The organism is Leucobacter celer subsp. astrifaciens, assembly GCF_001273835.1.
Lineage (GTDB): Bacteria > Actinomycetota > Actinomycetes > Actinomycetales > Microbacteriaceae > Leucobacter > Leucobacter celer.
Window position 1 is genome coordinate 226,376 of record NZ_JHEI01000135.1, and the last position, 24,953, is coordinate 251,328.

General features: G+C 71.5%; 23 protein-coding genes. 7 read left to right on the top strand and 16 right to left on the bottom strand.

Annotated features, from left to right (window positions below; all coding sequences use genetic code 11):
- Nucleotides 1-3 precede the first annotated feature (3 nt).
- The 5 genes from AMS65_RS07550 to AMS65_RS07570 are packed head-to-tail and all read right to left on the bottom strand — an operon-like array spanning nt 4 to nt 4,876.
- Nucleotides 4-831: an acetoacetate decarboxylase family protein gene (locus AMS65_RS07550; protein WP_206541976.1), complete on the bottom strand. Its 828-nt coding sequence runs from the start codon at nt 829-831 to the stop codon at nt 4-6.
- Nucleotides 828-1,859, bottom strand: a complete 1,032-nt coding sequence (locus AMS65_RS07555) for an alpha-ketoacid dehydrogenase subunit beta (RefSeq protein WP_053383546.1) — start codon at nt 1,857-1,859, stop codon at nt 828-830. Before AMS65_RS07555 ends, AMS65_RS07550 begins: the two co-directional genes overlap by 4 nt.
- Nucleotides 1,852-2,808: a thiamine pyrophosphate-dependent dehydrogenase E1 component subunit alpha gene (locus tag AMS65_RS07560; RefSeq protein WP_053383547.1), complete on the bottom strand. Its 957-nt coding sequence runs from the start codon at nt 2,806-2,808 to the stop codon at nt 1,852-1,854. Before AMS65_RS07560 ends, AMS65_RS07555 begins: the two co-directional genes overlap by 8 nt.
- Entirely contained in the window at nt 2,805-3,635 is an 831-nt protein-coding gene (locus tag AMS65_RS07565; RefSeq protein ID WP_053383548.1) for an IclR family transcriptional regulator, read from the bottom strand. The genes AMS65_RS07560 and AMS65_RS07565 overlap by 4 nt, the downstream gene beginning before the upstream one ends.
- Nucleotides 3,632-4,876: a M20 family metallopeptidase gene (locus tag AMS65_RS07570; protein ID WP_075200899.1), complete on the bottom strand. Its 1,245-nt coding sequence runs from the start codon at nt 4,874-4,876 to the stop codon at nt 3,632-3,634. The genes AMS65_RS07565 and AMS65_RS07570 overlap by 4 nt, the downstream gene beginning before the upstream one ends.
- A 140-nt stretch (nt 4,877-5,016) precedes the next feature.
- Between AMS65_RS07570 and AMS65_RS07575 the strand changes: the two genes are divergently transcribed.
- The 3 genes from AMS65_RS07575 to AMS65_RS07585 are packed head-to-tail and all read left to right on the top strand — an operon-like array spanning nt 5,017 to nt 8,047.
- Entirely contained in the window at nt 5,017-6,372 is a 1,356-nt protein-coding gene (locus AMS65_RS07575; RefSeq protein WP_053383550.1) for an aspartate aminotransferase family protein, read from the top strand.
- Nucleotides 6,369-7,160, top strand: coding sequence for an SDR family NAD(P)-dependent oxidoreductase (locus AMS65_RS07580; protein ID WP_053383551.1), 792 nt, complete (start codon nt 6,369-6,371; stop codon nt 7,158-7,160). Before AMS65_RS07575 ends, AMS65_RS07580 begins: the two co-directional genes overlap by 4 nt.
- Before the next feature lie 26 nt (nt 7,161-7,186).
- Nucleotides 7,187-8,047, top strand: a complete 861-nt coding sequence (locus AMS65_RS07585) for a sulfurtransferase (RefSeq protein WP_053383552.1) — start codon at nt 7,187-7,189, stop codon at nt 8,045-8,047.
- Between the two features lie 18 nt (nt 8,048-8,065).
- On the opposite strand, the gene pheT is transcribed toward AMS65_RS07585, so the two are convergent.
- The 6 genes from pheT to AMS65_RS07615 all read right to left on the bottom strand — a co-directional run bounded on the left by pheT (nt 8,066) and on the right by AMS65_RS07615 (nt 17,481).
- Complete coding sequence (gene pheT / locus AMS65_RS07590) at nt 8,066-10,672, bottom strand: phenylalanine--tRNA ligase subunit beta (protein ID WP_053383553.1); 2,607 nt, start codon at nt 10,670-10,672, stop codon at nt 8,066-8,068.
- Nucleotides 10,672-11,721 carry a phenylalanine--tRNA ligase subunit alpha gene (gene pheS / locus AMS65_RS07595; protein WP_053383554.1) on the bottom strand — a complete coding sequence of 350 codons (1,050 nt, stop codon included), beginning with the start codon at nt 11,719-11,721 and terminating at the stop codon, nt 10,672-10,674. The genes pheT and pheS overlap by 1 nt, the downstream gene beginning before the upstream one ends.
- A gap of 156 nt (nt 11,722-11,877) precedes the next feature.
- A complete protein-coding gene (locus tag AMS65_RS07600; protein ID WP_053383555.1) occupies nt 11,878-13,257 on the bottom strand; it encodes a DUF2252 domain-containing protein in 1,380 nt (459 codons plus the stop codon).
- A gap of 35 nt (nt 13,258-13,292) precedes the next feature.
- Nucleotides 13,293-14,555 (bottom strand): low temperature requirement protein A, encoded by a 1,263-nt coding sequence (locus AMS65_RS07605; protein ID WP_241489375.1) that lies wholly within the window; start codon nt 14,553-14,555, stop codon nt 13,293-13,295.
- Nucleotides 14,556-14,881: 326 nt separating this feature from the next.
- The gene (locus tag AMS65_RS07610; protein ID WP_241489382.1) at nt 14,882-16,597 is read right to left on the bottom strand and encodes a 5-oxoprolinase subunit B/C family protein; all 1,716 of its coding nucleotides are present in this window, start codon (nt 16,595-16,597) and stop codon (nt 14,882-14,884) included.
- A gap of 128 nt (nt 16,598-16,725) precedes the next feature.
- On the bottom strand, nt 16,726-17,481 hold the full coding sequence (locus AMS65_RS07615) for a LamB/YcsF family protein (protein ID WP_053383556.1): 756 nt from the start codon (nt 17,479-17,481) through the stop codon (nt 16,726-16,728).
- A 131-nt stretch (nt 17,482-17,612) separates the two neighbouring features.
- Here AMS65_RS07615 and AMS65_RS07620 point away from each other — a divergent pair, with 131 nt between their 5' ends.
- The 4 genes from AMS65_RS07620 (at nt 17,613) to AMS65_RS07635 (ending at nt 20,946) form a co-directional block, all read left to right on the top strand.
- Nucleotides 17,613-18,239: a hypothetical protein gene (locus AMS65_RS07620; protein ID WP_053383557.1), complete on the top strand. Its 627-nt coding sequence runs from the start codon at nt 17,613-17,615 to the stop codon at nt 18,237-18,239.
- Between the two features lie 94 nt (nt 18,240-18,333).
- Nucleotides 18,334-19,062 carry a copper resistance CopC family protein gene (locus AMS65_RS07625; RefSeq protein WP_053383558.1) on the top strand — a complete coding sequence of 243 codons (729 nt, stop codon included), beginning with the start codon at nt 18,334-18,336 and terminating at the stop codon, nt 19,060-19,062.
- A complete protein-coding gene (locus AMS65_RS07630; RefSeq protein WP_075200902.1) occupies nt 19,059-19,685 on the top strand; it encodes a copper chaperone PCu(A)C in 627 nt (208 codons plus the stop codon). Before AMS65_RS07625 ends, AMS65_RS07630 begins: the two co-directional genes overlap by 4 nt.
- Nucleotides 19,672-20,946, top strand: coding sequence for a Dyp-type peroxidase (locus AMS65_RS07635; RefSeq protein ID WP_053383670.1), 1,275 nt, complete (start codon nt 19,672-19,674; stop codon nt 20,944-20,946). Before AMS65_RS07630 ends, AMS65_RS07635 begins: the two co-directional genes overlap by 14 nt.
- 102 nt (nt 20,947-21,048) lie before the next feature.
- On the opposite strand, the gene AMS65_RS07640 is transcribed toward AMS65_RS07635, so the two are convergent.
- The 5 genes from AMS65_RS07640 to infC form a co-directional block, all read right to left on the bottom strand.
- Nucleotides 21,049-22,230, bottom strand: coding sequence for an S-layer homology domain-containing protein (locus AMS65_RS07640; protein ID WP_053383559.1), 1,182 nt, complete (start codon nt 22,228-22,230; stop codon nt 21,049-21,051).
- A 270-nt stretch (nt 22,231-22,500) separates the two neighbouring features.
- The gene (locus AMS65_RS07645; protein ID WP_193787011.1) at nt 22,501-23,313 is read right to left on the bottom strand and encodes a TrmH family RNA methyltransferase; all 813 of its coding nucleotides are present in this window, start codon (nt 23,311-23,313) and stop codon (nt 22,501-22,503) included.
- Between the two features lie 263 nt (nt 23,314-23,576).
- On the bottom strand, nt 23,577-23,960 hold the full coding sequence (gene rplT / locus AMS65_RS07650; RefSeq protein WP_053383560.1) for a 50S ribosomal protein L20: 384 nt from the start codon (nt 23,958-23,960) through the stop codon (nt 23,577-23,579).
- A gap of 45 nt (nt 23,961-24,005) precedes the next feature.
- On the bottom strand, nt 24,006-24,200 hold the full coding sequence (gene rpmI / locus AMS65_RS07655; RefSeq protein ID WP_024356294.1) for a 50S ribosomal protein L35: 195 nt from the start codon (nt 24,198-24,200) through the stop codon (nt 24,006-24,008).
- Nucleotides 24,201-24,279: 79 nt separating this feature from the next.
- Nucleotides 24,280-24,942 (bottom strand): translation initiation factor IF-3, encoded by a 663-nt coding sequence (infC, locus tag AMS65_RS07660; RefSeq protein WP_075200919.1) that lies wholly within the window; start codon nt 24,940-24,942, stop codon nt 24,280-24,282.
- Nucleotides 24,943-24,953: the final 11 nt, after the last annotated feature.

The window sequence follows — 24,953 nt, forward strand, 5'->3', positions numbered from 1 at the left end:
GGGTCAGATCTGGGGGTGGGATGGGCGGGACGCCGCCGGGGTCCAGCTCGGCCGGCCGAGCGGCTCGGGCGGAACCGCCTCGGACAGGTAGCGGCCGAAGCCGATGTCGAGCACGGCACGGCCGTAGCTCGCCGAGGCCGGCCCGGTCGGGGCGAAGACGTGCAGCGGGTCGGCCTCGCTCTCGCCCCACGCGAACCGCGCAGGACCGGTGCGCGGGGGTGAGTCCGCGGTCATGCTCCAGGGGATCTCGGCGAGCTTGCACACGTCGTAGCCGACGCCCTCCGCGCTGGGGATCGCCTTCACTGTGCAGTGGCGCTCGAACCAGGCGGGCGCCGGCACGGTACCCGGCGCCGCCGGGTCGTGCGAGAGTGCCGCTTCACCCGAGACAAGCTCATCCCCGAGCGCAGAGACGATGGCGAACACGACGGCGTCACCGCGCTCCTCGAGGCGGACCGCGGCGGCCTGCTTCTTCGGCAGCCCGAAGAGCTCCCGGCCGAGGATGCCGTGGTTGAGCCCCTCGACGAAGGTCTCGATGGCGTACGCGCCGTCGGGCCCGCCGCCGTACCCCGCGCAGCGCAGCGAGACACCGCCCTGCAGGTAGTCGGGTCGGCGCTCGACCCCGCCGGGCGAGTGGAACTCGGCCCCGATGAACTCGGCGATCCAGAGCCCCACGGTCGGTGCGGCGGGCACATCGAGCCCCGCGGGCAGGCACCGCGCCGCGATAGCGGGGGCGACGGGCGCTTCCACCGTCAGCCAGCGCACTTCGACGCGTTCGGTGCCCGGCGTGAACAGCGGGGCGAAGACCGGCATGGCCAGCGGCGCGGCGCTCATCGCGCACCCGCCGGCATCGCCTCGACTCGGCCGGACGGCACGTCGTGCGCGACCCGCCGGATCGCGCCGAGGATGTCGTCGTCCCCCGGCAGTACGCGAGCCGCCAGCTGGACCGCTGCGGGGATGCGGGTCTCCAGCGCGCCGAGCCGCACGGGCGGCGAGCTGAGCTCGACTCCGCTCTCGACGACTCGGGCGACCACTTCAGCGCCCACCCCGCCCGTGGTGTGCGCCTCGTGCACCACCAGCAGTCGTCCGGTGCGCTGCACGCTCGCGATGATGCTCTCGAGGTCGAGCGGGCGGATCCATCGTGCGTCGATCACCTCGACATCGATCCCCTCGGCCGCGGCGCGCTCCGCCGCGGCGAGCGCCCGGCGCTGCATGGCGCCCCAGGTGACGACGGTGAGGTCGGATCCGGAACGGCGCAGCCCGGCTCCGCCGACCGCCTGCACCGGCCCTCCGATGCTCACGGGCTGTTTCGCGCCGTGGTAGAGCGTGCGGTTCTCGATGACGATCGTCGGGTCGTCGCTCCAGATCGCGCTGAGCAGCAGGTCGTAGGCGTCCTGGTGGGTCGTGGGCATGCACACGCGCAGGCCGGGGATATGGGCGAAGAGCGCTTCGAGGGACTGCGAGTGCTGCGCGCAGGCGCCCGGGGCGTTGCCCTGCTGGGTGCGGACCGTGAGCGGCGCCGCGAGCGCACCTCCGGACACGTATCGCACGTTCGCCGCCTGGTTGACGATCTGGTCGAAGGCCACGAGGGTGAAGTCCGCCCACATGATCTCGACGATCGGGCGTCGCCCGAACATCGCGGAGCCGACGGCCCCGCCGAGGATCGCCGACTCCGAAATCGGGGTGTCGAACACCCGCTCCCCGAACTTTCGGCGCAGGCCCTTGGTGACGCCGAACACGCCGCCGGGAATCGCCACGTCCTCGCCGAAGAGCAGGGTCTCCGGGCGCTCCTCGAATGCCCGCGCCAGCGCGGCGTTGACGCTCTCCGCGTACGACAGGGTCTTTTCGATGATCTCAGGCATAGACGTGCTCCTCAACGGTGGCGGGATCTGCGAGCGGGGCGGCGAGCGCGGCCTCGGCGGCGCGGTCGATCTCCTCGACCACCCGCTGCCGCAGGGCCGCGAGGTCGGCGTCCCCGACTCCGGCGGCCCGGGCCACTCGCTCCGCCCGGGCGATCGGCTCCGCCGCGAGCGCGGCATCGAGCTCGCCCGGGGGCCGGTAGTGCTGGACATCTCCGATGTAGTGGCCGACGATGCGCTGCGTCATAGCCTCGAGGAGCACGGGACCCGCACCGTTCCGGCACCGGTCCACGGCTTCCTGCACGGCATCCCGCACCGCCTCCGGGTCGTTCCCGTCGAGGCGCACGCCGGTCATTCCGTAGGCCGCCGCGCGGCGGAAGAACTGGTCGTTGCGGACCATGCTGCGCGTCGGAGTGAGTTCGGAGTAGGTGTTGTTCTCGACGAGGAAGATCACGGGCAGGGTCATGGCCGAGGCGAAGTTCATGGCCTCGTGGACAGCACCCTGGTTCATAGCACCCTCGCCGAATGCGGCGAGGGCGACACGACCGCTCCCGTCGAAGCGGCCGGCCAGGGCGGCACCGCACGCGATGGGGGCGCCGGCACCCACGATCGAGTTCTCGCCGTACATGCCGTAGGCGGGTGCGGTGAAGTAGGCCGAGCCTCCGCGGCCGCCGCTGATCCCGGTCGCGCGTCCGAGCAGTTCGGCGAGTACGGCCTCGGGCGGCACGCCGCAGGCGATCGCCCAGCCGTGTCCGCGATAGGTCGGAAACACCGCGTCGCATCGCAGGTCGAGCGCACCGGTCGCGCCTGCATAGATCGCTTCCTGTCCATTGCAGAGGTGCACCGATCCGACGATGTCCTCCCGAGTCCGGAGTCGGGTGATCATCTCCTCGGTCTCTCGAATCCGGTGCATCACCTCGAGCGACGCGACCAGCGCCTCCGTGCGGTTCATGCGGTCTCCTTCCTGTCTGCGGCCGCAGGTGCGGCCTCCGTTGCGGCGTCGGGCGCGCGGAGCCGACCGGAGGCCAGCAACGCGCTCGCGAGATGGGCGGCTTCCCCGACCCCGGCGACGAGCCGCAGCCGCTTGCGCTCGAACCGCTCGGTGGGCGCCGACACGGTGAATGAACCGGCCGGGGCGCCGTCCGGCGTGAAGTACGGAGCCGACACGCACCGCATGCCCTCGACGAACTCTTCCTCGTCCACGGCGTATCCCTGGGCCCGCACGCGGGTCAGCTCCATGAGCAGACCGTCGAGATCGGTGACGGTGCGCGGTGTGAGGCGCTGCAGCGGCACCCCTGAGAAGAGCGTTTCCACCTGCTCGACAGGTAGGTGGGCGAGGATCGACTTGCACGAGGCCCTGGCGTGCATGTCGCCGGTATAGCCGACCTCGAGTCCGCCGACGCTGAGGGTCTGATTGCTCGTGAGGAAGTGGCGCAGCAGCACCGCGCCCCCCGTCCACTCGGCGATGAACGCCGTCTCGGCCGTCGCGTTGAAGAGGCGCGTCAGGATGACCGCGAGCTCCGGCGCGATCTCCGAGTGACGCTGGAGGCCCCGACCGAGCGCGAAGCCGTGCGGTCCGAGTTCGTACACCCCGCCGCTGCCGCGGATCACGTAACCGTCGGCCTCGAGTGTGCGCAGCACGTGGTAGCAGACGCCCAGCGAGAGCCCGCGGTCGGCTGCGATCTGCTTCGCGGTGACTCGGCCCGCGGTCACGATGTGCTCGAACACCGCCATACCCCGGCTCAGCGTCGTGAGGATCTCCTGCTTCGGCTCGCTCACGGGAGCTCCCGCAGTGCAAGAGCCAGCGAGCGCGCCGCGTGCAGGAGGTCCGTCTCGGCGACGGACTCACCCGGCGTGTGCGCGAGCGCAGTGTCACCCGGACCGAAGACGAGCGTCGGGACGCCCAGGGCCGCGTACTGCCCGGCGTCGTTCCCTGCAGTGAAGCCGCGGAGTTCCGCCTCGCCTTCGACGGCCGCGATCCCGCGCACGAAGGCGCGCACCAGGTCGCTCGATTCGGGTGTCTCCCACCCCGGGTAGGGCTCGCCGAGCCAGCTCAGCCGGTGAGGGTGAGCGGCTTCGTGAGGGTCGTCGCCAACCGCCGCGGCAAGCGCCGCGGCGAAGGCATCGCGGGCCGCTCCCGGCGCCTCGCCGGGCATCAGGCCGATCCGCCCCGTGAGGCTCGCGTGTTCGGGGACGGCCGCCTGGTACTCGCCTGCCGAGAGGAGGCCGATGGTGAACGGGATGCCCGTCGGAACATCGGCGAAGCGCGGGTGCGCGAAGCGGGCGGATCGGTCGGCGGCGGTGGCGATGAGTGCGTCCCGGAGCCTGAGCAGGCGCTCGAGCGCGTCGATGCCCTCCCAGGGCGCCGAGGAGTGGGCGGCCGCACCCGAGGCCTCGAGTCGGAAGAATTGGAGCCCCGTGCAGACCGTGACGAGGGCGTTCCCCGTCGGTTCGAGCACGACCGCGGCTGCCGGCGGCTCGGCGGCGAGCGCAAGCGCGAGACGAGTGCCGACGCCGCTCCGTTCCTCGCCGATGACGAGGTGCACCACGGGCACGTGGCTCACGCGGCCCGGGTCGTCCCTGAGCACGTCGAGTGCGATCAGTGCCGCGGCGATCCCGCCCTTCATGTCGACCGTGCCGCGGCCGTGCACGCGCCCTCCCTCCCGGACTCCTGCGAAGGGCGGGTGCTCCCAGGCGGCGAGGTCCCCTTCCGGCACGACGTCGATGTGGCCGTTGAGCACGATCACCCGATCCGAGGGGGCCGGTCTTCCGAACGGATACCCGATGACGTTCGCGCGATCCCCGACCGTCTCCTCGTCGGCGGCGAACGGCGTACCCGCGAGCGGCTGCACCTCGGCCTCCCAGCCGTGCGCGCGCATCCACTCGGCGTAGAAATCGCACACGGCGCGCTCGGCTCCCGTCGCGCTCGGCGTCCTCACGGACGCGGCGAGGAGCTCGGCGAGTTCATCGCCGCGCGCGGCGAGCTCGGCGTCGAGCCCGCGCTGTTCCACTGTTGTCATGCTGCGTTCACCTCTCTGGTTCCTGGATCATCCTCAGGGCCGCACGTGCCCCGTTCGATACTTCGAAGAAAGATTTCGATTATCTGAAATATAGGTCCCTCCGCCGTCCGTGCCTGCCGCGCCCGCCCTACCGTGAGCGCATGACGAACGACCGCCCCGCCCCGCCCATCGCCGAATCACGCACCCTTCGCGAGCGCCACGCCGCCGTGATGCCCGAGTGGCTATCGCTCTACTACGACGAACCGCTCGAACTCGTCTCCGGCAGCGGCCGGACCGTGCACGGCAGCGACGGCCGCGAGTACCTCGACTGTTTCGGAGGACTGCTCGCGACCATGGTCGGCCATGGGATCCCCGAGATCACCGAGGCGATCCGCCGGCAGTCCGAGCGGATCCTGCACTCCTCCACGCTCTACCTGCTGAGCGGGCAGGTACGCCTCGCCGAGCGCCTCGCGTCCGCCAGTCGGATGCGCGACCCCCGGGTCTTCTTCGTGAACTCCGGCACCGAGGCCGTCGAAACGGCCCTGCTCATCGCGACAGCCCACGCCTCGAGCAACCAGGTGCTCGCGCTGCGCGGCAGCTATCACGGGCGCAGCTTCGGAACCGTCGCGACGACGGGGATTCGGGCATGGTCGGCCACCGGCTTCAGCCCGCTGCAGGTGAGCTACCTGCACAGCGGATACCGTCTCCGCAGCCCGTTCCGGGAACTCGACGACGCGCGCTTCGTCGACTCGTGCATCGACGAGATGCGCACCATCATCGAGACGAGCACGAGCGGGCGGATCGCCGGCATGCTCGTCGAGCCGGTGCAGGGCGCAGGAGGGTTCGCGGAACCGCCGGCAGGGTTCTTCGCGCGCACGAAGGAGGTGCTCGACGACTACGGCATCCCGCTCATCTCCGACGAGGTTCAGACCGCCTGGGGACGCACGGGGCGCGGGCCGTACGGGATCCACGCCCACGGCGTCGTGCCACAGATCATGACGCTCGCGAAGGGCCTCGCGAACGGACTCGCGATCGGCGCCGTCGTGGCGGAATCCGAGATCATGCACAGCCTCCCGGCCCACAGCATCTCGACCGCGGGCGGCAATCCCGTGGCCATGGCCGCCGCGAATGCCACCCTCGACTACATCGAGGATCACGATCTGATCGCGCACGCCGACCGGACCGGGGTCCGACTGCGGGAGGGACTCCGCGCGATCGCCGCCGAGATCCCCGAAGTCGTGGCCGAGGTGCGCGGGGCGGGGCTCATGATCGGCGTCGAACTCGTCGCCCCCGGCACGACTGAGCCCGCGCCCGGGCTCGCAATCGCCGCGGTGGAGCGCGCCCGAGCGCTCGGGCTGCTGATCGGGCGCGGCGGCCTGTACGGGAACGTGCTGCGCGTCACTCCGCCCATGACGATCACGGCGGCGGAGACCGAGCGGGCGCTCGAGCTCCTCGCCGAGGCGCTGCGGTCGGTGGCCGCGCTCGCGATCGCGGAGGCGACCGGGGTCCGCCCGTGACCGGCACCGATCGGCGGCGCGTCCTCGTGACGGGCGGCGCGCGGGGGCTCGGGCGCGCGTTCGCGGAGGATCTCGCGGCGTCCGGCTGGGATGTCGCGGTCATCGACCGGGACCTCGAGGCGTACCGGGAGTTTCCCGAGGAGCCGTTCGCGCAGCCCGTCGTCGACGCGCTCCGCGCACTCGGGTCCGATGCCATCGGCTTCGAGGCGAGCGTGACCGACCCCGCTGCGCTCGCGGCCGCCGCCGGGGAGCTCGCGCAGCGCTGGGGCGGCCTCGACGGCCTCGTGTGCAACGCCGGGGGCGGGAGCGGCGAGCTCGACGGCAACCGGGCCGCGAGAGTTGGCGTGGCCGACCTCCACGAGATGCTGGAGCGGAACCTCTTCGGCACCGTGCACACGGTGCAGGCCTGCCTCGACCTGTTGCGGGCTCCCAGTGCCCCGGGCGGCGCGATCGTCACGATGTCATCGCTGAACGGGGTCGAACCGACCGCTCACGGCGGCTACGCTCACTACGGCGTCGCGAAAGCAGCCGTAGCCCACTACACGCGGTACCTGGCCCGCGACCTCGGCCCCGAGGGCATTCGCGTGAACTGCCTGGCGCCCGGGCCGATCGCGACCGGACGTCTGCTGCGCCGCATGTCGGAGCGCCCGGATGCCAATGCGGAGGTCCGCAATGCGCTGGGCCGAGTCGGCACCGCCGCGGACGTCGTCCCGCTCGTGCGCTTCCTCCTGGACCCGGGATCCGCCTACCTCACCGGCCAGGTGATCCGCATCGACGGAGGACTCTAGAGGCGGACGCGATAGAGTCCATAGCCATGACGACTCGCGCGCAGATCCTCATCACCGCCCAGGAGCTCGCCGAACAGCTGGAGCGTGAGACCCTGCTCCCCGCGGATGCGCCCCGCACCCGCCTGCTCGACGTGCGGTGGACCCTCCCCCGGCCCGACGGGCGGCCCGACTACACGGCGGGGCACATCCCGGGAGCCGTCTACGTGGACCTCGACACCGAGCTGTCGCAGCGGCTGAGCCTTCAGCACGGCCGGCATCCCCTACCCGAACCGGGCGCGCTGCAGGACGCCGCGCGGCGCTGGGGCGTGCGGAAGCAGGATGCCGTCGTCGTCTACGACGGCTGGGGCAATCTGGCCTCGGCTCGCGCATGGTGGCTGCTCCGCTCCCACGGATTCGAAGACGTCCGCCTGCTCGACGGAGCCCTGCCCGCCTGGCAGTCGGCGGGCTACCCGCTCGAGACCGGCGATGTTCGCCCCGAGCCGGGTGACGTGGTGCTCGACCCCGGTCGGCTGCCGGTTCTCGAGCTGGCCGAGGTGGCGCCGTTCGTCGCGGCGGGCGGCGCGCTCCTCGATGCCCGCGCCCCGGAGCGATACCTCGGCGAGGAGGAGCCCGTCGACCCCCGCGCCGGCCATATCCCCGGCGCGCTGAACACCCCTACCGGGGAGAATCTCGACGCCGACGGGCGCTTCCTCATGAGCGCCGAACTGCGTCAGCGCTTCCTCGATGCCGGGGTGCGCGACGGAGTTCCGGTGGCGAGCTACTGCGGTTCGGGGGTGACCGCTGCGCACAACCTGGTGGCGCTCGCCCTGGCCGGCATGCCGGGTGCCCTGTTCCCGGGCTCGTGGTCCCAGTGGTCGAACCACGACCTGCCCGTCGCTCTCGGGTAGCGACGGGCAGGTCGGCGGCTACTCCCGCAGCTTGGCGCCGAAGGCGAGTTCGGCCGCGGCGACACCCGCGAGCTTCGCCTCGCTGGCCTCCTCGGCCTTCAGCGTGCGATCATCCGCGCGGAAGCGCAGTGCGAAGGTGAGCGCCTTCTGCCCGTCGTCGATGCCGGCGCCTCGATAATCGTCGACCACGCTCGCGCGCTCCAGCAGCTCGCCCGCACCGGCCTCGACCACGGCGAGCACATCACCCGCCGGCACGTCGTCCGCGACCACGAGGGTGAGGTCCTGCGTCGCCGCCGGGTAACCGGAGAGCGGGGAGGTCTCGGGCGCGCGCGGCGCCAGCTCGATGATGCGCTCGAGATCGAGTTCGAAGGCGGCCACGCGTCCGGGGAGGTGGTGCTCGGCCACCAGCTCGGGCAGCAGCTCGCCGGCGACGCCGACGATCTCGAGGCCGCCCTCATCGCCGTCCGCGTCGCTCGGGTCGCCATCGCCGCCGACGCGGATCGCGAGCTCCGCCGTGCGGCCCGGGTGGAACGCCCGGTGCGAGCCCTGCAGCACGATCAGCTCGGCGGACACGGCCCCGGCGATCGTGCGAGCGGCGTCGAGGGCATCCGCCCAGTCGTAGGCGCGCTCGGCCTCGCCCGGCTGCTTGGCCACGGCGTCGCCGAGCAGCAGCCCGGCGGCCCGGCGCGGCTGGCGCGGGATCGAGGCGTCGAGCTGCGCGAGCACCTCATCGCTCGGCCGCTCGGCCAGCGCCGGCACCGACTCGGTACCGAGGACGGCCCCCTCGGCAGCCGGCGCGAACACCGCGCCGAACTCGACGAGCGCGAGGTCGGTGAGACCGCGGGATACGTTGCGCTGCGCCGCGGTCACGAGGCCGGGCAGCAGCGAGCGGCGCAGGAACGGCGCTTCGCCGTCGAGCGGATTGGCCAGGCGGATCGCGGGGATCGGGTCGGCCCCCTCGACGGGCGCCGGGGCCGAAGCGCCCGCACCGAACGCGTCGAGCTGCGCACGGGACACGAAGGGATAGCTCTGCACCTCGTCGAAGCCCGCAGCGGTCACCACGTTCGCGGCGCGGCGACGCAGGCGCTGATCGCGGGTGAGGCCGCGGCCGGGAGGCGCCACGGGCAGCTCGGAGGGGATGCGGTCGTACCCGACGATGCGCGCGACCTCTTCGATCAGGTCGGCTGCCCGAGTGAGGTCGGAGCGCCAGCTGGGCGGCGTCACGAAGAGCAGATCGGGGTCGCCCGCCGTGCCGAGCGAGACGGTGCAGCCGACCATCTCGATCGCGTCACGGATCTCCTCGTCGCTGTAGTCGGTGCCGAGCAGCCCGTTGACGCCGGAGACCTGCAGACGCACGACCCGGGGCTCCCACTCGGGCACGATCTCGGCCCCCAGCTCGTCGGCGGTGCCTCCGGCGAGCTCGACCAGGAGATCGACCATGCGCTGCGCGGCGGCGCGGGCGACAAGCGGATCGACGCCGCGTTCGAAGCGCTTCGAGGCTTCGCTGGGCAGCTTGTGCCTGCGGGCCGTGCGCGCCACCGACACCGGGTCGAAGGTCGCGGCCTCGACGAGCACGTCGATGGTGGACTCATCGGCCTTGGTCGATTCGCCGCCCATGACGCCGGCGAGGCCGATGGGCCCGGACTCGTCGGTGATCAGCAGATCCTCCGGGTGCAGCGTGCGCTCCTGGCCGTCGAGCGTCACGAGGGTCTCCCCCGCGCGAGCGCGCCGCACGGTGATGCCGCCCTGCAGCTTCGCCAGGTCGTAGGCGTGCAACGGCTGCCCGAGTTCGAGCATCACGTAGTTGGAGATGTCGACCTCGAGCGAGAGCGAGCGGATGCCGGCGAGCTGCAGGCGCGCCGCCATCCACGGGGGCGTCGGGCGCGACTGATCGATGCCGCGCACCACGCGCGCCACGAAGCCGGATGCGCCGGCGCGGCCGCGAATGGGCGCCTCGTCATCGATGGTCACCGGGAACCCCGACGCCGGTCCCGGCGACACCGCGAGCGCGGGATCGCTGAACGCGGCCCCGGTCGAGTGGCCGTACTCGCGGGCGACACCGCGGATCGAGAAGGCGTAGCCGCGATCCGGAGTCACGTTGATCTCGACGGCCGAGTCGTCGAGACCCAGCAGCGCCTTCGCGTCCTCGCCCACCTCGGGGTCGAGGCCCAGGCGCGAGAGCACGATGATGCCGTCGTGATCCTCACCGAGCGAGAGCTCGCGCGCCGAGGCGATCATGCCGTCGGAGACGTGGCCGTAGGTCTTGCGGGCCGCGATCTCGAAGCCGCCGGGCAGCACGGCGCCCGGGAGCGTCACCACGACTTTGTCGCCCGCCTCGAAGTTGTGGGCGCCGCAGACGATGCCGCGCACGTCCTCGCCGCCGTCGGCCGCGCGCTGCCCCTCGGGCGCGACGCGCACCTGGCACCAGCCGACGGTCTTGCCGTTGGAGTGCTCCTCGGGCTCGCGCGAGAGCACCTGGCCCACTACGACGGGACCGGACACCTCGAAGCGGCGGATCGATTCCTCCTCGAAGCCCACGCGCACGAGATCGGCGTGCGCCTGCTCCGGGGTGACGTCCTCGGGCAGCGAGACGAACTCGCCGAGCCAGCTGAGTGGAACGCGCATTAGACCAGTCCTCCGAACTGACGGTTGAATCTCACATCGCCCTCGACCATGTCTCGCATGTCGTTGAGGTCGTGACGGAACTGCAGCGTGCGCTCGATGCCCATGCCGAACGCGAAGCCCTGGTACTCCTCGGGATCGATGCCCGCGGCGAGCAGCACCTTAGGGTCGACCATGCCGCAACCGCCCCACTCGACCCAGCGCGCGCCGCCCTTGGCGTGCGGCTGCCACACGTCCATCTCGGCGGAGGGCTCGGTGAAGGGGAAGAAGTTCGGGCGCAGGCGGATCTGCGCCTCCTCGCCGAACATCTGCCTGGCGAAGTGCTCGAGCGTGCCGCGCAGGTGTGCCATCGTCAGACCGCGATCGATCGCGATGCCCTCGATCTGATGGAACACGGGGGTGTGGGTCGCATCGAGTTCGTCGGTGCGGTAGACGCGACCGGGCGCGACCACGTAGACGGGCAGCTCGCGGCCGAGCAGCGACCGCACCTGCACGGGCGAGGTGTGGGTGCGCAGCAGCAGATGGCGATCCGCGGGATCGACGAAGAAGGTGTCCTGCATCGCACGGGCGGGATGGTCGGGATCGAATCCGAGCGCGTCGAAGTTGAACCACTCGTGCTCGATCTCGGGCCCCTCGGCGATCTCCCAGCCCATGCCGATGAAGATGTCGGCGGCTTCCTCCTGGAGCTGCGCCAGGGGGTGACGGGTGCCCGCCCGGCGGCGCACGGGCGCTGCCGTGACATCGACGGTCTCGGCGACGAGGCGCTCCGCCGCCTCCTTCTCGACCAGCTCGGCCTCCCGCCCCTTGTAGGCGCCCTCGATGCGTCCGCGGGCCTGGCCCATGAGCTTGCCGGTGGCGGCCTTCTCGTCCTTCGGCACCTCGCGCATGAGCGCGTTGAGCCTGGCGATGGCCGAGGCGTCGCCGGCGTGCTCGGTGCGGGCCGCTTTCAGCCCCGCGACGGAGCCGGCGGCGGCGAAAGCGGCGAGCGCCGCGTCGACGGCCGCATCGGCGGCTTCCCGGGTGATCGGATTGCTGCTGGTGGTGTCTGACACAAGGATCCATCCTACCCGTCTCGCCCGACCACCGGGGCCTCCGAGCCACCGGGTTCGCCGGGCGGCGCTGAGACTCCGGTCAGAATCCGGTCAGGGCCCCGTCGGGCTGCGGTCAGACTCCGGTCAGAATCCCCTCAGGGCCCCGTCGGGCTGCACTCAGACTCCGGTCTCGGCGGGAACGCGGCCCGCGCGCACCGCCTGCGCCAGCGCCTCGAAATCGGCCTCCGCCACGTCGGCGTAGGCCGCCGACCAGTCGGCCATGCCCTCGGCGAGCCTGTCCCCGCGGCCGAGATATCCCGAGATCGCACGCGCATCGGGCGACTGGCCGTGCGCACGGGCCAGCAGCGCGGCGCATAGCCCGCCATAGGCGACGAACTGCTCCTTGTCGAGCGTGTCGGGCTCGATCGACCCCTTCATGTCCCGGAACTGACGCCAGTAGTAGTCGACGCGGTGCCGGTCCTCCCGCTCGCCGGCCCAACCGGTGATCCAGCCGAGGAACGGATCCGAGTTGGCCTGCAGGATGCGCTGCGCGGCGACGACGCGGTGCCCCTCGGTGTGGGCCGCCCCCGTCTCGTCGCCGGGGATCGCCTCGGGGCGTCCCCCGTGGCTCGTGAGCACCGAGGCCGGAGCCTCCTTCGCCTGCAGGAACAGCGCTTCTCCGGTCGGCCCTTCGAACGCCAGCAGGTAGCACCGGGTGCCGACGCTACCGACGCCGACCACGCGCAGCGCGTAGTCGACGAGCCGGTACTGGGAGAGCAGGTAGGCGATGTCCTCGCGCACCGTGGAGCGGTACTGCGCGAACAGCCCGTCGAGCTCCTCGAGGCTCGCGTGATCCACGTGCCGCAGCACCGGTGGCTGGTCCACGATCCGCGTCGCCCCGTCCTCGCTGCGCAGGGCGAGCTTCCGCAGCACCTGCTCCGAGGTGCGGCCTCGGGCCTTCTTCTCGGCCTTCTTCACGGTCTTCGCACCCGCTGTGCCGAGGCGCCGCGCCACCTCGGAGGTGTCGACCCTGGTGAAGTAGCGATCGGCGGCGGAGAGCACCGTGAACTCGCGCAGCGTCTCCTGATAGCTGGCGGCAGCCCGCGCCACGGCCTCGCGGCAGTTGTCCTCGCTGAGGCCGATATCGCGTCCGCCGATGTGCACGCTCCCCACGAGGCGGCGCAGATCCCACTCCCAGGGCGCGATCCCGGCCTCGTCGAAGTCGTTGAGGTCGAAGACCAGCTCCCGCTCGGGTGAGGCGTAGAAGCCGAAATTCGAGATGTGCGCGTCACCGCAGGAAACGACGTCGATGCCGGTCGTGGGCGCGGCGGCGAGGTCGCTCGCCATGATCGCCGCGGTGCCGCGGTAGAAGGCGAACGCCGACTGCAGCATGCGCCCGACGCGCACCGGTACGAGGTCGGGCAGGCGGGCGTCGTGCTGGCGCTCGAGGATGCCGACGGGATCCCGGTGCTGCGGCAGCACGAGCGCGCCCAACTGCCGGCGCGGCAGTCGTTCGCGCAGGATTCGGGTCGTGGGTCCGTTCGCGGTTCCAGTCATGTCGGCTCCTTTGCCTCGGGGTGTGGGCGTGGGGTTCACCGCGCGGATGCGGTGCCGGTGCCGACCCCAGGGGCGGCATCGGAATCGGGATCGGATAGGGCATCGGGATCGGAGGGCGCCGGGCTGGGGCGGCCCGTGAGCACTGCGAGTACGAGCATGACCGCGAGCACACCGAGGCCCAGCGCGGCCGGCGGGAGCACATCGGCGAGGGGCACGCCCACCGCGCCGATCCCCGCCAGCGCGGCAACGGCTGCGACACGGGAACGGGCGAGCCGCCCGAAGCCGCCGGGGCGCGAACGCAGGAAGAGCAGGTTGCCGACAAGGTAGACGGCGGGTCCGGCCACGCTGACGAGCACGATGGCCGGGGTCAGGTGATCGTGCGAGAGGCGCAGCTCGATGGAGACGGCGATCAGGATCGCGCCGAACACCATGGCGGCGTGCGCATACGCGTAGGCGGTGCGCAGCGCTGCGGTCGACTCGTCCTCACCCCGGACGTCGTGGCGCGCGACGGCGAAGTAGTTCCACCACAGCAGGAAGAGCGTGGCGAAGCCGAGCACCAGGTCGAGGCCCAGCCGCGCGTCGAGGCCGCCCGCGTAGACCGCCGCGCCTCCCATGAGCAGGACCGACTCCCCCAGCGCGATGATGAAGACGAGCCGGTTGCGCTCGGCGAGGTGCTCGGGATCGGTGTCCCACGTCTCCATCGGCGCGGATCCGAGCAGGGGAACCCGGAACTGGAACAGCGGCGCGGCGTAGTCGAGCAGGACCGCGACGAGCCAGATCGGCAGACGCCACGCCGGCTCGACGAAGCATCCCGCGATCCAGAACGCACCGGCGGCGAGCGTCCAGATCAGCAGCAGTCGATAGTTGCCGGAGAGCACGCTGCCGCGGAAGGCCACGATCATGAAGAGCGGCCGCAGCACCCCCATGAAGAGGGCGCAGGCCACGAACATCCCGGCGCCGGCTCCGAACGCGCCGGGGATCGCGATCGCCATGCCGAGCGCGGCGAGCATGAGCACGCCCGTGAGCAGTTGCACCGGGATCCGGCCGGGGTCGAGCCAGTTCATCGCCCAGGCCGTGTAGTTCCATCCCCACCAGACGGCGGCGAACAGAACGGCGGTCTGGGCCATTCCCTCCCAGGTGAGGCGGTCGATGAGCAGGTGCGACAGCTGGATGATCGCGAAGACGTAGACGAGGTCGAAGAAGAGCTCGACCGGCCCGACCTCGGGCGTGCGGCGGGCCACGCTCGGCGATCCTCGGAAGGCGGATGCCCTCGCGGGCTGGTCCATCGGCTGCGTCACCCCGTCCTCCCTTCGACCGCGCCGTCTGCGTACCGGAAACGGACGAGAAACATACCATCGACGGGTTGACGGGCGGGAGCGTCGCAGCCGGGTCCGCGCGAGAAGACCCCCATACGGGCCTCATGGGAGCCGCACCCGGCGCGCCGATGCGCCGATGAAAGCGGATAAGAGGTTCCGCCAATAGGCGTTCGTGTCCGCCGATTGAGCGAGCCGTAGGCGAGTCGAAATCAAGGGTTTCGACTCACTTCGTTCGCTCAACCGGCTGCCTATCGGCGCGAGCCTATAAGTCGAAAGAGCCCGAGAAGCGAAGAAGCCGCAGGGGGCGCCTAACCGAGCGGATCGACACCGCCCGGTCCCTGCGCCAGGATCGACACGACGAGCGGGCGCAGGATAAGTTCCAGGCTCGGGTCGTCGCCCCTCGACAGCGCGTCCTCGAGTGCCACCGCGAGCACCCCCGGGACAGTCACCCCGTAGAGGCGACCCTCGATCTCGATGGAGAAGGAGACCCGCTCGGGCACCGGGGCCTCGGCGGCGCGTGCTGCGCCGGGGTCGTCCGGGTCGACCGAGACGAACCACACCTCGGCTCCGGGCCGCAGCTGAGCCGCGCGGTCGAGATCGGCGTCGACGACCGTGCCGATCACCGGATAGCCCCCGGTGACCGGATGATCGGCGAGGAAGAGCACGGGCAGGCCGTTCGGCGGCACCTGGACCGAACCGCGCACCATGCCCTCCGTGGGAAGCTCCCCCGTGCGTTCGCGCTCGAGCGACTCGCCTTCGAGGCGCAGGCCGATCCGGTTGGACTGCGGAGTCACGCGCCACGTCCGCGAGGCGAATGCGGCCGCGGATCCGGCCGTGAACCAGTCGGCTCTGGGGCCCGGCACGAAGCGCAGCACCGCGATCTCTCCGCCCGGCAGCGGCTCCGGGATCGCCCGCGCATGGCCGCCGGGGTCCGGGCCGACGGACACCCGGTCGCCCGCTCGGAGCGGAGCCGGACCGAGCCCGGACAGGCTGTCGTGCGAGACGCTGCCGAGCACCGGGCGCCCCGCCACCCCGCCGCGCACGGCGACGTAGCAGCGCAGCCCTCCGGACGGGGCGCCGAGCCGCAGCGTCTCTCCGGGCAGCAGCTCGAACGGGTGTCCGGCCGGTATCAGGCGAGTCGTGGCGCTCCCGGGGTCCTCCACCCGCACCTCGGCGTCGGTGCCCGTGACCGCGACGAGGAGCGCGCGCCCGGTCCGCAGGGCGAGGCCGCCGTTCAGGTTCTCGAGGGCCGCCGCCCCCGGGCGGTTGCCGACGGCGAGGTTGGCCCGGCGCAGGGCGGCGCGGTCGAGCGCCCCGGCTTCGGTGACGCCCACGTCCGCGTGGCCCGGCCGTCCGGCGTCCTGCACCAGCGTGAGCAGTCCGGGGTCGGCGACGGTGAGTGCCGGATCCGGCACCCCGGCCTGCGAGCCCGGATCGCCGGCCTCGCGTGCCGTCCCGCCGGCGCCCGTCGCCGCCCGCCCCACCGCCAGCGACTCGCGCACGGCGAGGAACCGCACCGTGTCGCCCGGCGCGATGAGCGCCGGCGGATCCCGCGTCTCGTCCCACATGCGCTGTCCGGTGCGCCCCAGCAGCCTCCATCCCCCCGGCGACTCGCCGGGGTAGACGGCCGAGAAGCCGCCCGCGACCGCGACGGACCCCGCCGGAACGACTGTGCGCGGCGAGTCGAGCCGCGGCACCTCGAGCCGGCGGTCGCCGCCGGAGAGGTACACGAAGCCGGGAGCGAAACCCCCGAAGGCCGCCCGCCACGCGGTGCCGGTGTGGGCCGCCACGACTCCGTCGATCCCGAGCCCCGTGAGTTCTCCCACGGCCTCGAGATCGGCGCCGCCGTAGACGACCTCGACCGTCACATCGCGCGCCGCGTCCCCGCCCGGCGGCGTCGTGAGGTCGGCTTCCGCCACCGCTTCGGCGACCCGCCGCACGGCGGCTCGCCCCTCGCAGCGCACCAGCACGGTGCGCGCGGCGGGAACGATGTCGATGACGCCGGAGAGCCGGAGCCGCCGCAGGGCCGCGGCGGTCGCGGCACGGCGTCGAGATCGGGCAGCTCCACGAGGATCGCGAGATCCCCGACCGGCAAGATCCTCGGTGCGGCCGGCCCCGCAGCGGGCCGCTCATCCGAGCCGCTGAGCGTCATCTAGACGAAGCTCCGGATCTCGACGCCCTCGTGCTCGAGTTCGTTCCGGATGCGGCGCGCGAGGCGCACGGCCTCGGGATTGTCGCCGTGCAGGCAGATGCTCTCGGTCGCCAGGCGCAGCAGGCTGCCGTCGACGGCGGCCATCGGCTCGCCGCGCGCGAAACGCAGCGCCTGGGCGATCGCGGCGTCGCCGTCGAGCAGCGCACCGGGCGCACCGCGCTTCACCAGCGTGCCGTCGGGAAGATACCCGCGATCGGCGAACGCCTCGGCCACGGTGCGCAGACCGGCGTCGCGCGCCACCCGCTCGGCGACCGAACCGGGCAGCACCATGAGCGGCAGACCGGCATCCACCTCGAGCACGGCGCGCACGACCGCCAGCGCCTGCCCCTCGTGCACGGCGATGGCGTTGTAGAGCCCGCCGTGCGGCTTGACGTAGCGCACCTCCCCGCCCACACTGCGGGCGAGCGCCTGCAGCGCGCCGATCTGGTAGATCACCTCGTCGGTGAGCTCGTGCGGCTCGACGTCGATGAAGCGCCGTCCGAAACCCGCCAGGTCGCGATATCCCGGATGGGCGCCGATGGTGACGCCGGCGGCCACCGCGGCACGGCAGGTCGCGCGGATGCCCAGCGGGTCGCCGGCGTGGAAGCCGCAGGCCACGTTCGCACTCGACACCGACGCGAGCACGGCCGCATCGTCGCTCAGGCGGTAGCCGCCGAACGACTCGCCGAGGTCGCTGTTGAGGTCGATCGCCGACATGTCCCTCCTCGAAAAGGTCGCCCGGGCCGTGCACGACACGACGCCCGCACCGTCCCTGCTCCCATTCTGGGGCATCCGGCTGAGGATCGGCGCCGTCCCGGCTCACGGGTCCGACCTCGTACACTGGAGGCGTGAGCACCATCGACAGCGCGCGCCCCAGCCGCGCAGCCCGCGCCTGGCGCGGACTCGGCGGTGCGCTCGCCGCGACACTGCTCGCAGCCGCATCGCACGGCCTCGCCGGCGGAGCGATCTCCTGGCTCGCGATCACGGCCACCGCGATCCTCGCGCTGCCGATCTGCACCGCGCTGGCGGGCCGAGTCGGTTCTCTCTGGCGCCTCGCCATCGCGGTCTCGGCGTCGCAGTTCATGTACCACTGGCTCTTCTCCTGGGTCGGTGCGGGCGGCACGTCCCGCACCGGCGCGGAGCCGGTCTCGCCGCACGCCGCCCACCTCGGCGCACAGCTCGCGCCCACCGAGATCGGCGCCCTCGGGCAGACCGCATCGGCCGACACCGCGATGTGGGCGGGTCACGCCATCGCGGCGCTGATCACCATCGCCCTGCTGCATCGCGGCGAGCGCGCGTTCCTGGCGCTCGTGCGACTGGTGCGGCGAGCGCTGCCGCTCCGCCGTGCCTCGGCCGTTCCCGTGCCGCCGCGGGTGCCGCAGCTCCTCTCCTGGGGGCCCATCGCCTCCGTGCGCAGCCGCCTCCTGTCGACGGTGATCACGCACCGCGGCCCGCCCGCCGCGGCCTCCGCCTGAACCGGCGCCTCAGACTCTTCACTTCATTCGATCGCGCGCGGCGTCCGCTGCTGCGCGCCTGCCCGGGTATGCCCGGAGAAACTCGGAGACCCCTATGTCTCGCACCATCACCACCCATCCCCTGTTCTCGCGCGCGGCGACGGCGACCCTGATCGTCGGCGCCGCGGCACTCGCCGTCGTCCCCGTGCTCGGCGTCGCGAGCCCCGCACTCGCCCACGACCAGCTCATCGGCACCGCCGTCGAGGTCGATCCCGCAGACGGCTCGGCCGACGCGGTGCGCCTCACCTTCAGCAACAGCATCATCGAGGTGGGCACCGAGATCGTGATCACCTCGCCCGACGGCGACGACGCCACCGACGGCGATCCGCTGGTCGACGGTCCCGATGTCACCCAGCCGCTCGCGGACGATCTCGCGCCGGGCGTCTACAGCGCAGCCTGGCGGGTCGTGTCGAGCGACGGCCACCCCATCGAGGGGGCCTTCGCGCTCACGGTGCCCGAGAGCGGCGAGCCGACGATCGGCGACGAGGCGATCACCGAGGACGATCCGCGCTTCGCGGATGACGAGGCAGAGACCGCGGACGCGGCGGGCGCCGACGACGGCCACGATCACGACCACGGCGATACCGCGGCCGAGGACTCCGATGCCGCGGAATCCGGCGCACCGGTGGGAGCCGTCATCGCCGTCGTCGTGGGCGGTGCAGCGGTCATCGCGGGCGGGATCGCCGTCGCCACCGCCGGCAACCGACGCCGTGCACGGGGCATGGCCGCCGATGCCGAGCGCCAGCGCGAGGCTTCGAACGAGGGTCGCGAGGACCGGGCATGAGCCGCGGCATCGTCGCTCCCATCGGATCGCGCACCGCAGCCGCACGGGGTGCGGTCGTCGCGCTGGCCGCCGCGCTGCTCCTCGCGGGGTGCGCTTCGCCGGCCGATCCCGCGCCCTCGGCCAACGCTTCAGAGCACACCGCCGACGCCGCGCACGCCGAGCCGGTCGTGCTGACCGGCGGCTGGGCGAAGGCCGGAGAGGGCATGACCGGCGTGTTCGGCACCCTTGAGAACCACGGCGACGCCGACATCACCCTCACGGGCGTCGACAGCCCCGCGGCCGCCACCGTCGAACTGCACGAGACCGTCACGTCGGGCGCCGCGGCGACCATGCGACCGGTCGAGGGCGGCTTCACGATCCCCGCGGGCGGCGCCTTCGTGCTGGAGCCGGGCGGCGACCACATCATGTTCATGGACATGACCGGGCCGCTGCTGGCGGGCGACGAGGTGCCCCTCACCCTGCGCTTCGACGACGGCTCGGAACTCGAGGTCACCGTGCTCGTGAAGGACTTCGCCGGCGCGCAGGAGAACTACGAGGGTTCGGATGCCCACGGGGACGGCTCCGATCACGGCTCGCACGCGGAGCACGACGCCGAGCACGACGCAGATCATGCGGAGCACTGACCCCGCCCCGGATCGCACGAACACCCCCGTCGCCGAAGCGACCGCGGCCTCCGGGCCGCGGCGCTTCGGCCGGCGGGCCCTGCTCACGAGCGGGGCGGCCGGGGCCGGAGTCGGAGCGGCTCTGAGCCTGGGGGCGGCGCTCGGGGTGCTCAGCGGCCCGAGCGAGACCGACGGGCCTCCGCCCGAGCCGCTGCCGTTCGGCGGGGAGGCGCTCAGCTGCCACGGCAAGCACCAGGCCGGGATCGTCACGCCTGCGGCGGCGCACGTGCGCTTCGTCGCATACGCGCTGAAACCGGAGACGGACCGGGCCGCGCTCGGTCGCATGTTCCGCGTCCTCACGGGGGATGTCGAGGGGCTCACCTCCGGTGCGGCCCCGCTCGCCGACCCCGAGCCCGAACTCGCAGCCCGACCCTCCGCGCTCTCCGTGACCGTGGGGGTCGGGCCCGGGCTCGTGAACCGAGTGGATCCTGCGCTGCGCCCCGAGTGGCTCGCTCCCCTGCCGGCCTTCGAGCGGGACCGGCTCGACGGACGCCACGACGGCGGCGACCTCCTGGTGCTGCTGCAGGGCGACGATCCGCTGCCCATCGCCCACGCGGCGCGCATGATCGATCGGGATCTGCGCAGCTTCGTCGAGCCGCTGTGGTCTCAGCAGGGATTCCGGCAGGCGCGCGGCTCGGAGCCGCATGGAACGACCATGCGCAATCTGATGGGTCAGGTCGACGGCACCGTCAACCCGGCGCCCGGCGAAGACGACTTCGGCGGGCTCGTGTGGGTGGACGGCGACGGCGGCTGGCTCGCCGGAGGGACGGCGCTCGTGCTGCGGCGCATCCGGATGGAGCTCGATACCTGGGATCAGGTGGATCGGCCCGGTCGCGAGCAGACCATCGGCCGGCGGCTGTCGAACGGTTCGCCGCTCACCGCGCCCCCGGACGCCGACGAGCACACGCCGGCGGACTTCGAGGCCTCGACCGCGAACGGGCTCCCGGTGATCCCGAGCTTCGCGCACATCCGGCGCGCGCACTCCACGGACCCGTCGGAGCGCATCTTCCGCCGCAGCGCGAACTACGACGAGGGCGGCGAGTCGGGCCTGCTGTTCGCCTGCTATCAGCGCGACCCGACGCGCCAGTTCGTGCCGATCCAGCGCCGACTCGACGAACTCGACCTGCTCAACGAGTGGGTCGCGCACACCGGTTCCGCCGTGTTCGCGATCCTGCCGGGCTTCGAGGCGGGCGAGATGCTCGGGGCCTCGCTGCTGGCATAGCGCTGCGCGTGTCTCGTCGGGCCCGGACACCGTTCAGCACTCGGCTCTGCATGGAGTCTCCGCAAGAGATCGTGCAGGGCCGGGTGCCGGCGTCGTACGGGGTCAGCGGCTCCGGTCGTAGCGGTGCAGGAAGGCCGCCATCGCGTCGCGCTTCACCGAGGTGAGCGGCTGATACACGAGACCGCCGCTCGCCTGCACGCCGGTGGTGATCCCGGTGCTCGACATCCAGTTGATCTCGCGCGCGAACTGGTGACCGCGCGGCACGTCGCGGAACGTCTGCGCCTGCGTCGCGTCGAAGGCGGGCTTCCCGGCGTAGCGGTACAGGAACGCGGCCATCGCCTCGCGCGAAACGCTGCTCTTCGGACGGTAGGCGAGCTTGCCGCCCTCCCTGATGCCCGTGGTGAGCCCCTGCTTCTTCATCCACTCGATCTCGCGATAGAACTTGTGGTTTCGCGGCACGTCGGTGAACGACGGCTTCGCCGGAGGCGTGAACTCGGGCGCGCCCGCATAGCGATACATGAACGCGGCCATCGCCTCGCGGGTGACCGCTTGCTGCGGCAGATAGTAGTTGTCAGCCCCGCGGTTCACCCCCGTCGACAAGCCCCGATCATACATCCAGACAACGTCTCCCCAGAATTTGTGTGGAGCGCGCCCGCTTCCCGGAGACGCTGTCAGCACATCGCGGTGTTTCTCCGTCACCACCCCGTCGATGCCGTCACGATGCTGGCCCGACCCGAGTTCGAACCTGGTCGCACTTGCAGAAGAGGCTCGGCCCGGCCACCACTGCGGAATGAGCGCTCTGCTGCATTCCCATCCGTGTTCGTCACCGACGCGCTCGGGACCGACGCACGGACGGAACCCGGTGAACTGCACGGTGTAGCTGCCGGGCACGAGCAGCGCCGAGAGATAGGCGCGTTTCGGCGCAGCGACCGGCACCCGCGTCACCTCGGCCCACCGGCCCTCGACGAGACGGTAGATGCCGACACTGCTGTACGGATCCCAATCGGCGAGCTCCCCGGGGCTGAAGGGGGTGCGCAACTCAGCAGTTCCCGATACCTTCGCATTGGGGTTCAGCGCGGTCACCTGCAGCGACGTCTCACCGTGCCCCTTCACTGCGAACGAATACTTCGGACCCGAGGCCAGGAACTGCGCTCCGCCAGGAGAATCCAGTCGGAGCAGGTAACTGCCACTGGCAACGCCCGAGAGTCGGAACGAGCCACCGGCTCGATCGATCGGCACCTCATGGTTCGCGTCGGAGACCGGCGAGCCGTCGAGGTGCGTCAAGCTGAGCCGTAACTCGCCGGCGGGCAGCTCCCCGAGCCCGGATATCCTGCCGACGATTGCGGAAGACGCCCCGCCCGATGGCGATTCTTCTACCACAGCGAGCGCTGTCGCCGAGGAGTGAGAGATCATCGCGGACAGTGCGACGATCAGCGTCGTCAAGATCACGAGCCCTCGGAACGTGCGTGAACCAGGGAACGACATCAAGAAGGATCCTCCACTCGAGAACGGTCTGAACGGGATTCCTCGGATGAGATCAGCCCTTGGCGAAGTCTAGTCGGCGTTCTGCGCGAACGCCGTCTCGTAGACGATGACGCTCGCTGCGGTGGCCAGGTTGAGGGATTCCGCGGCGCCGTAGATGGGCAGCTTGAGCGAGCGGTCGGCGAGCGCACGGTCCGCATCGCTGAGGCCTCGCGCCTCGTTGCCGAACACCCAGGCCACCGGCCCGTCGAGCGCGCCTTCGCCACGCGCCTCGAGCAGATCCGAGCCGCGCACGTCCGCCGCGAGCACGGCAAGACCAGCCTCCCGAGCCGCTCCGGCCGCCTCTTCCAGGGAACCCGCGACCCCGACCGGTAGATGGAAGAGCGACCCGGTCGTGGAGCGCACCACCTTCGGGTGGAAGGGGTCGATGCTCTCCCCCGCGAAGATCACCGCGTCGGCGCCGGCCGCATCGGCGACGCGCAGCACCGCTCCGGCGTTGCCGGGATCCCGCACCTCGTGCAGCACCACCACGAGCCGCGCGCCCCGCACCGCATCGGCGGCCGACGTCTCCCAGGTGCGCGCGACCGCCACCACACCCTGCGGGTTCACCGTCTCGCTCATCGCCGCGAGCACCTCGTCGGTCACCCGTTCGAGGCGCACCGCCGCCTCCGAGGCCAGGCGATCCACCTCGAACTGCCACGGCTCGTTGCCCATCGTGGCGTAGACCGCGTCGGCCAGCTGCGGCCGGTACGCGAGCAGCTCGCGCACCGCCTGCGGGCCCTCGACCAGGAAACGCCCCTGCGCCAGGCGCTCCTTCTTGCGCGCGAGCGCGGAGACGCGCTTGACACGGGGGGCCTTCGGGTTGCTGAGGATCTCGTCGTACACCCCACCACACTACCCGCGCACCAGCTCGACCGCCTCGCTCTCGCCCGGTACTTCGGCGCTCACCCGCATTTCGGATGCAACTCACCGCATCGGTCCGAAGCATCGGTGAGGTCCGAAGCACGGGGACCGCACGAGAAGCGGCTGGGTCGCCCTGCTCGGACGCGTACGGGGCGGCGCGCCCCGTACGCGCCCGGACACAGCAGAACCCCTCCGATCATCTCGACGGGCTCGATGATCGGAGGGGTTCTCGCGGAAAGACTCGCTTACGCCGCCTTGGGAGCCGAGGTGTCCTCGGGCAGGGCGTTCTTCGCGACCTCGACGAGGGTGGCGAAAGCGGCCTGGTCGTTCACTGCGAGCTCGGCGAGCATGCGGCGATCGACCTCGACACCCGCCAGGCCGAGACCCTGGATGAAGCGGTTGTAGGTGAGGCCGTTGGCGCGAGCGCCGGCGTTGATCCGCTGGATCCACAGACGACGGAAGTCGCCCTTCTTCTTGCGGCGATCGTTGTACGAGTAGACGAGCGAGTGAATGACCTGCTCTTTGGCCTTGCGGTACAGACGCGAACGCTGTCCGCGGTAGCCCTCGGCGCGCTCGAGGATGACGCGACGCTTCTTGTGGGCATTGACGGCCCGCTTGACTCTTGCCATTTCAGTTCTTCCTTACGAAAAGTCTTGGGTGTTGACGGGCCGTGCTCAGTGGCCGAGGAGCTTCATCGCCTGCTTGGCATCGCCCTTGGCGAGCACCTGCTCGGCGTTCAGGCGGCGCTTGCGCTTCGAGGACTTGACCTCGAGGTTGTGGCGCATACCGGCCTGCTGCTTCATCAGCTTGCCGGAGCCGGTGAGCTTGAAGCGCTTCTTGGCCCCCGAGTGGGTCTTCTGCTTGGGCATCGATTTCTCCTTGATTGTGTGCGCGCCGCGAACGGCTGCGTGGTGCACGGCTGCGGCTGCCGAGGCAGCCCGCCGCAGATTATTCGCCGGCGGGAGCGGCGGTGCCTGCCGCCTTATCCGCCTTGCGAGTGGCTTTCTCCTCGGCCCGACGAGCGTTCTGCTCGGCCTTGGCCTCGGACTTGTTCTTGAGCGGGGCGATGACCATCACCATGTTGCGGCCGTCGATACGAGGAGTCGATTCGACGGTGCCGAACTCGGCGATGTCCTCCGCGAACTGCTGCAGCAGGCGCACGCCCATCTCGGGACGCGACTGCTCGCGGCCGCGGAACAGGATCATGGCCTTGACCTTGTCGCCCTGCGAGAGGAAGCCGACAGCGCGCTTCGTCTTCGTCTCGTAGTCGTGCTTGTCGATCTTCAGGCGGAAGCGCACCTCCTTGAGGACGGTGTTCGCCTGGTTGCGGCGAGCTTCCTTCTGCTTCTGGGCGGCCTCGTACTTGTACTTGCCGAAGTCCATGATCTTGGCGACGGGCGGCTTCGAGTTCGGGGCGACCTCGACGAGATCGAGATCGGCGTCTGCCGCCAGGCGCAGCGCAGTCTCGATCGGCACGACACCGACCTGCTCGCCACTGGGTCCTACCAGTCGTACCTCGGGGACGCGGATTCTGTCATTCGTACGGGGATCGCTGATCGCAAGCTCCTCTGATCTCGTGTGATGGGCGCTCGCCGAGCGACGGACGGAGATCAGGGCCGCGC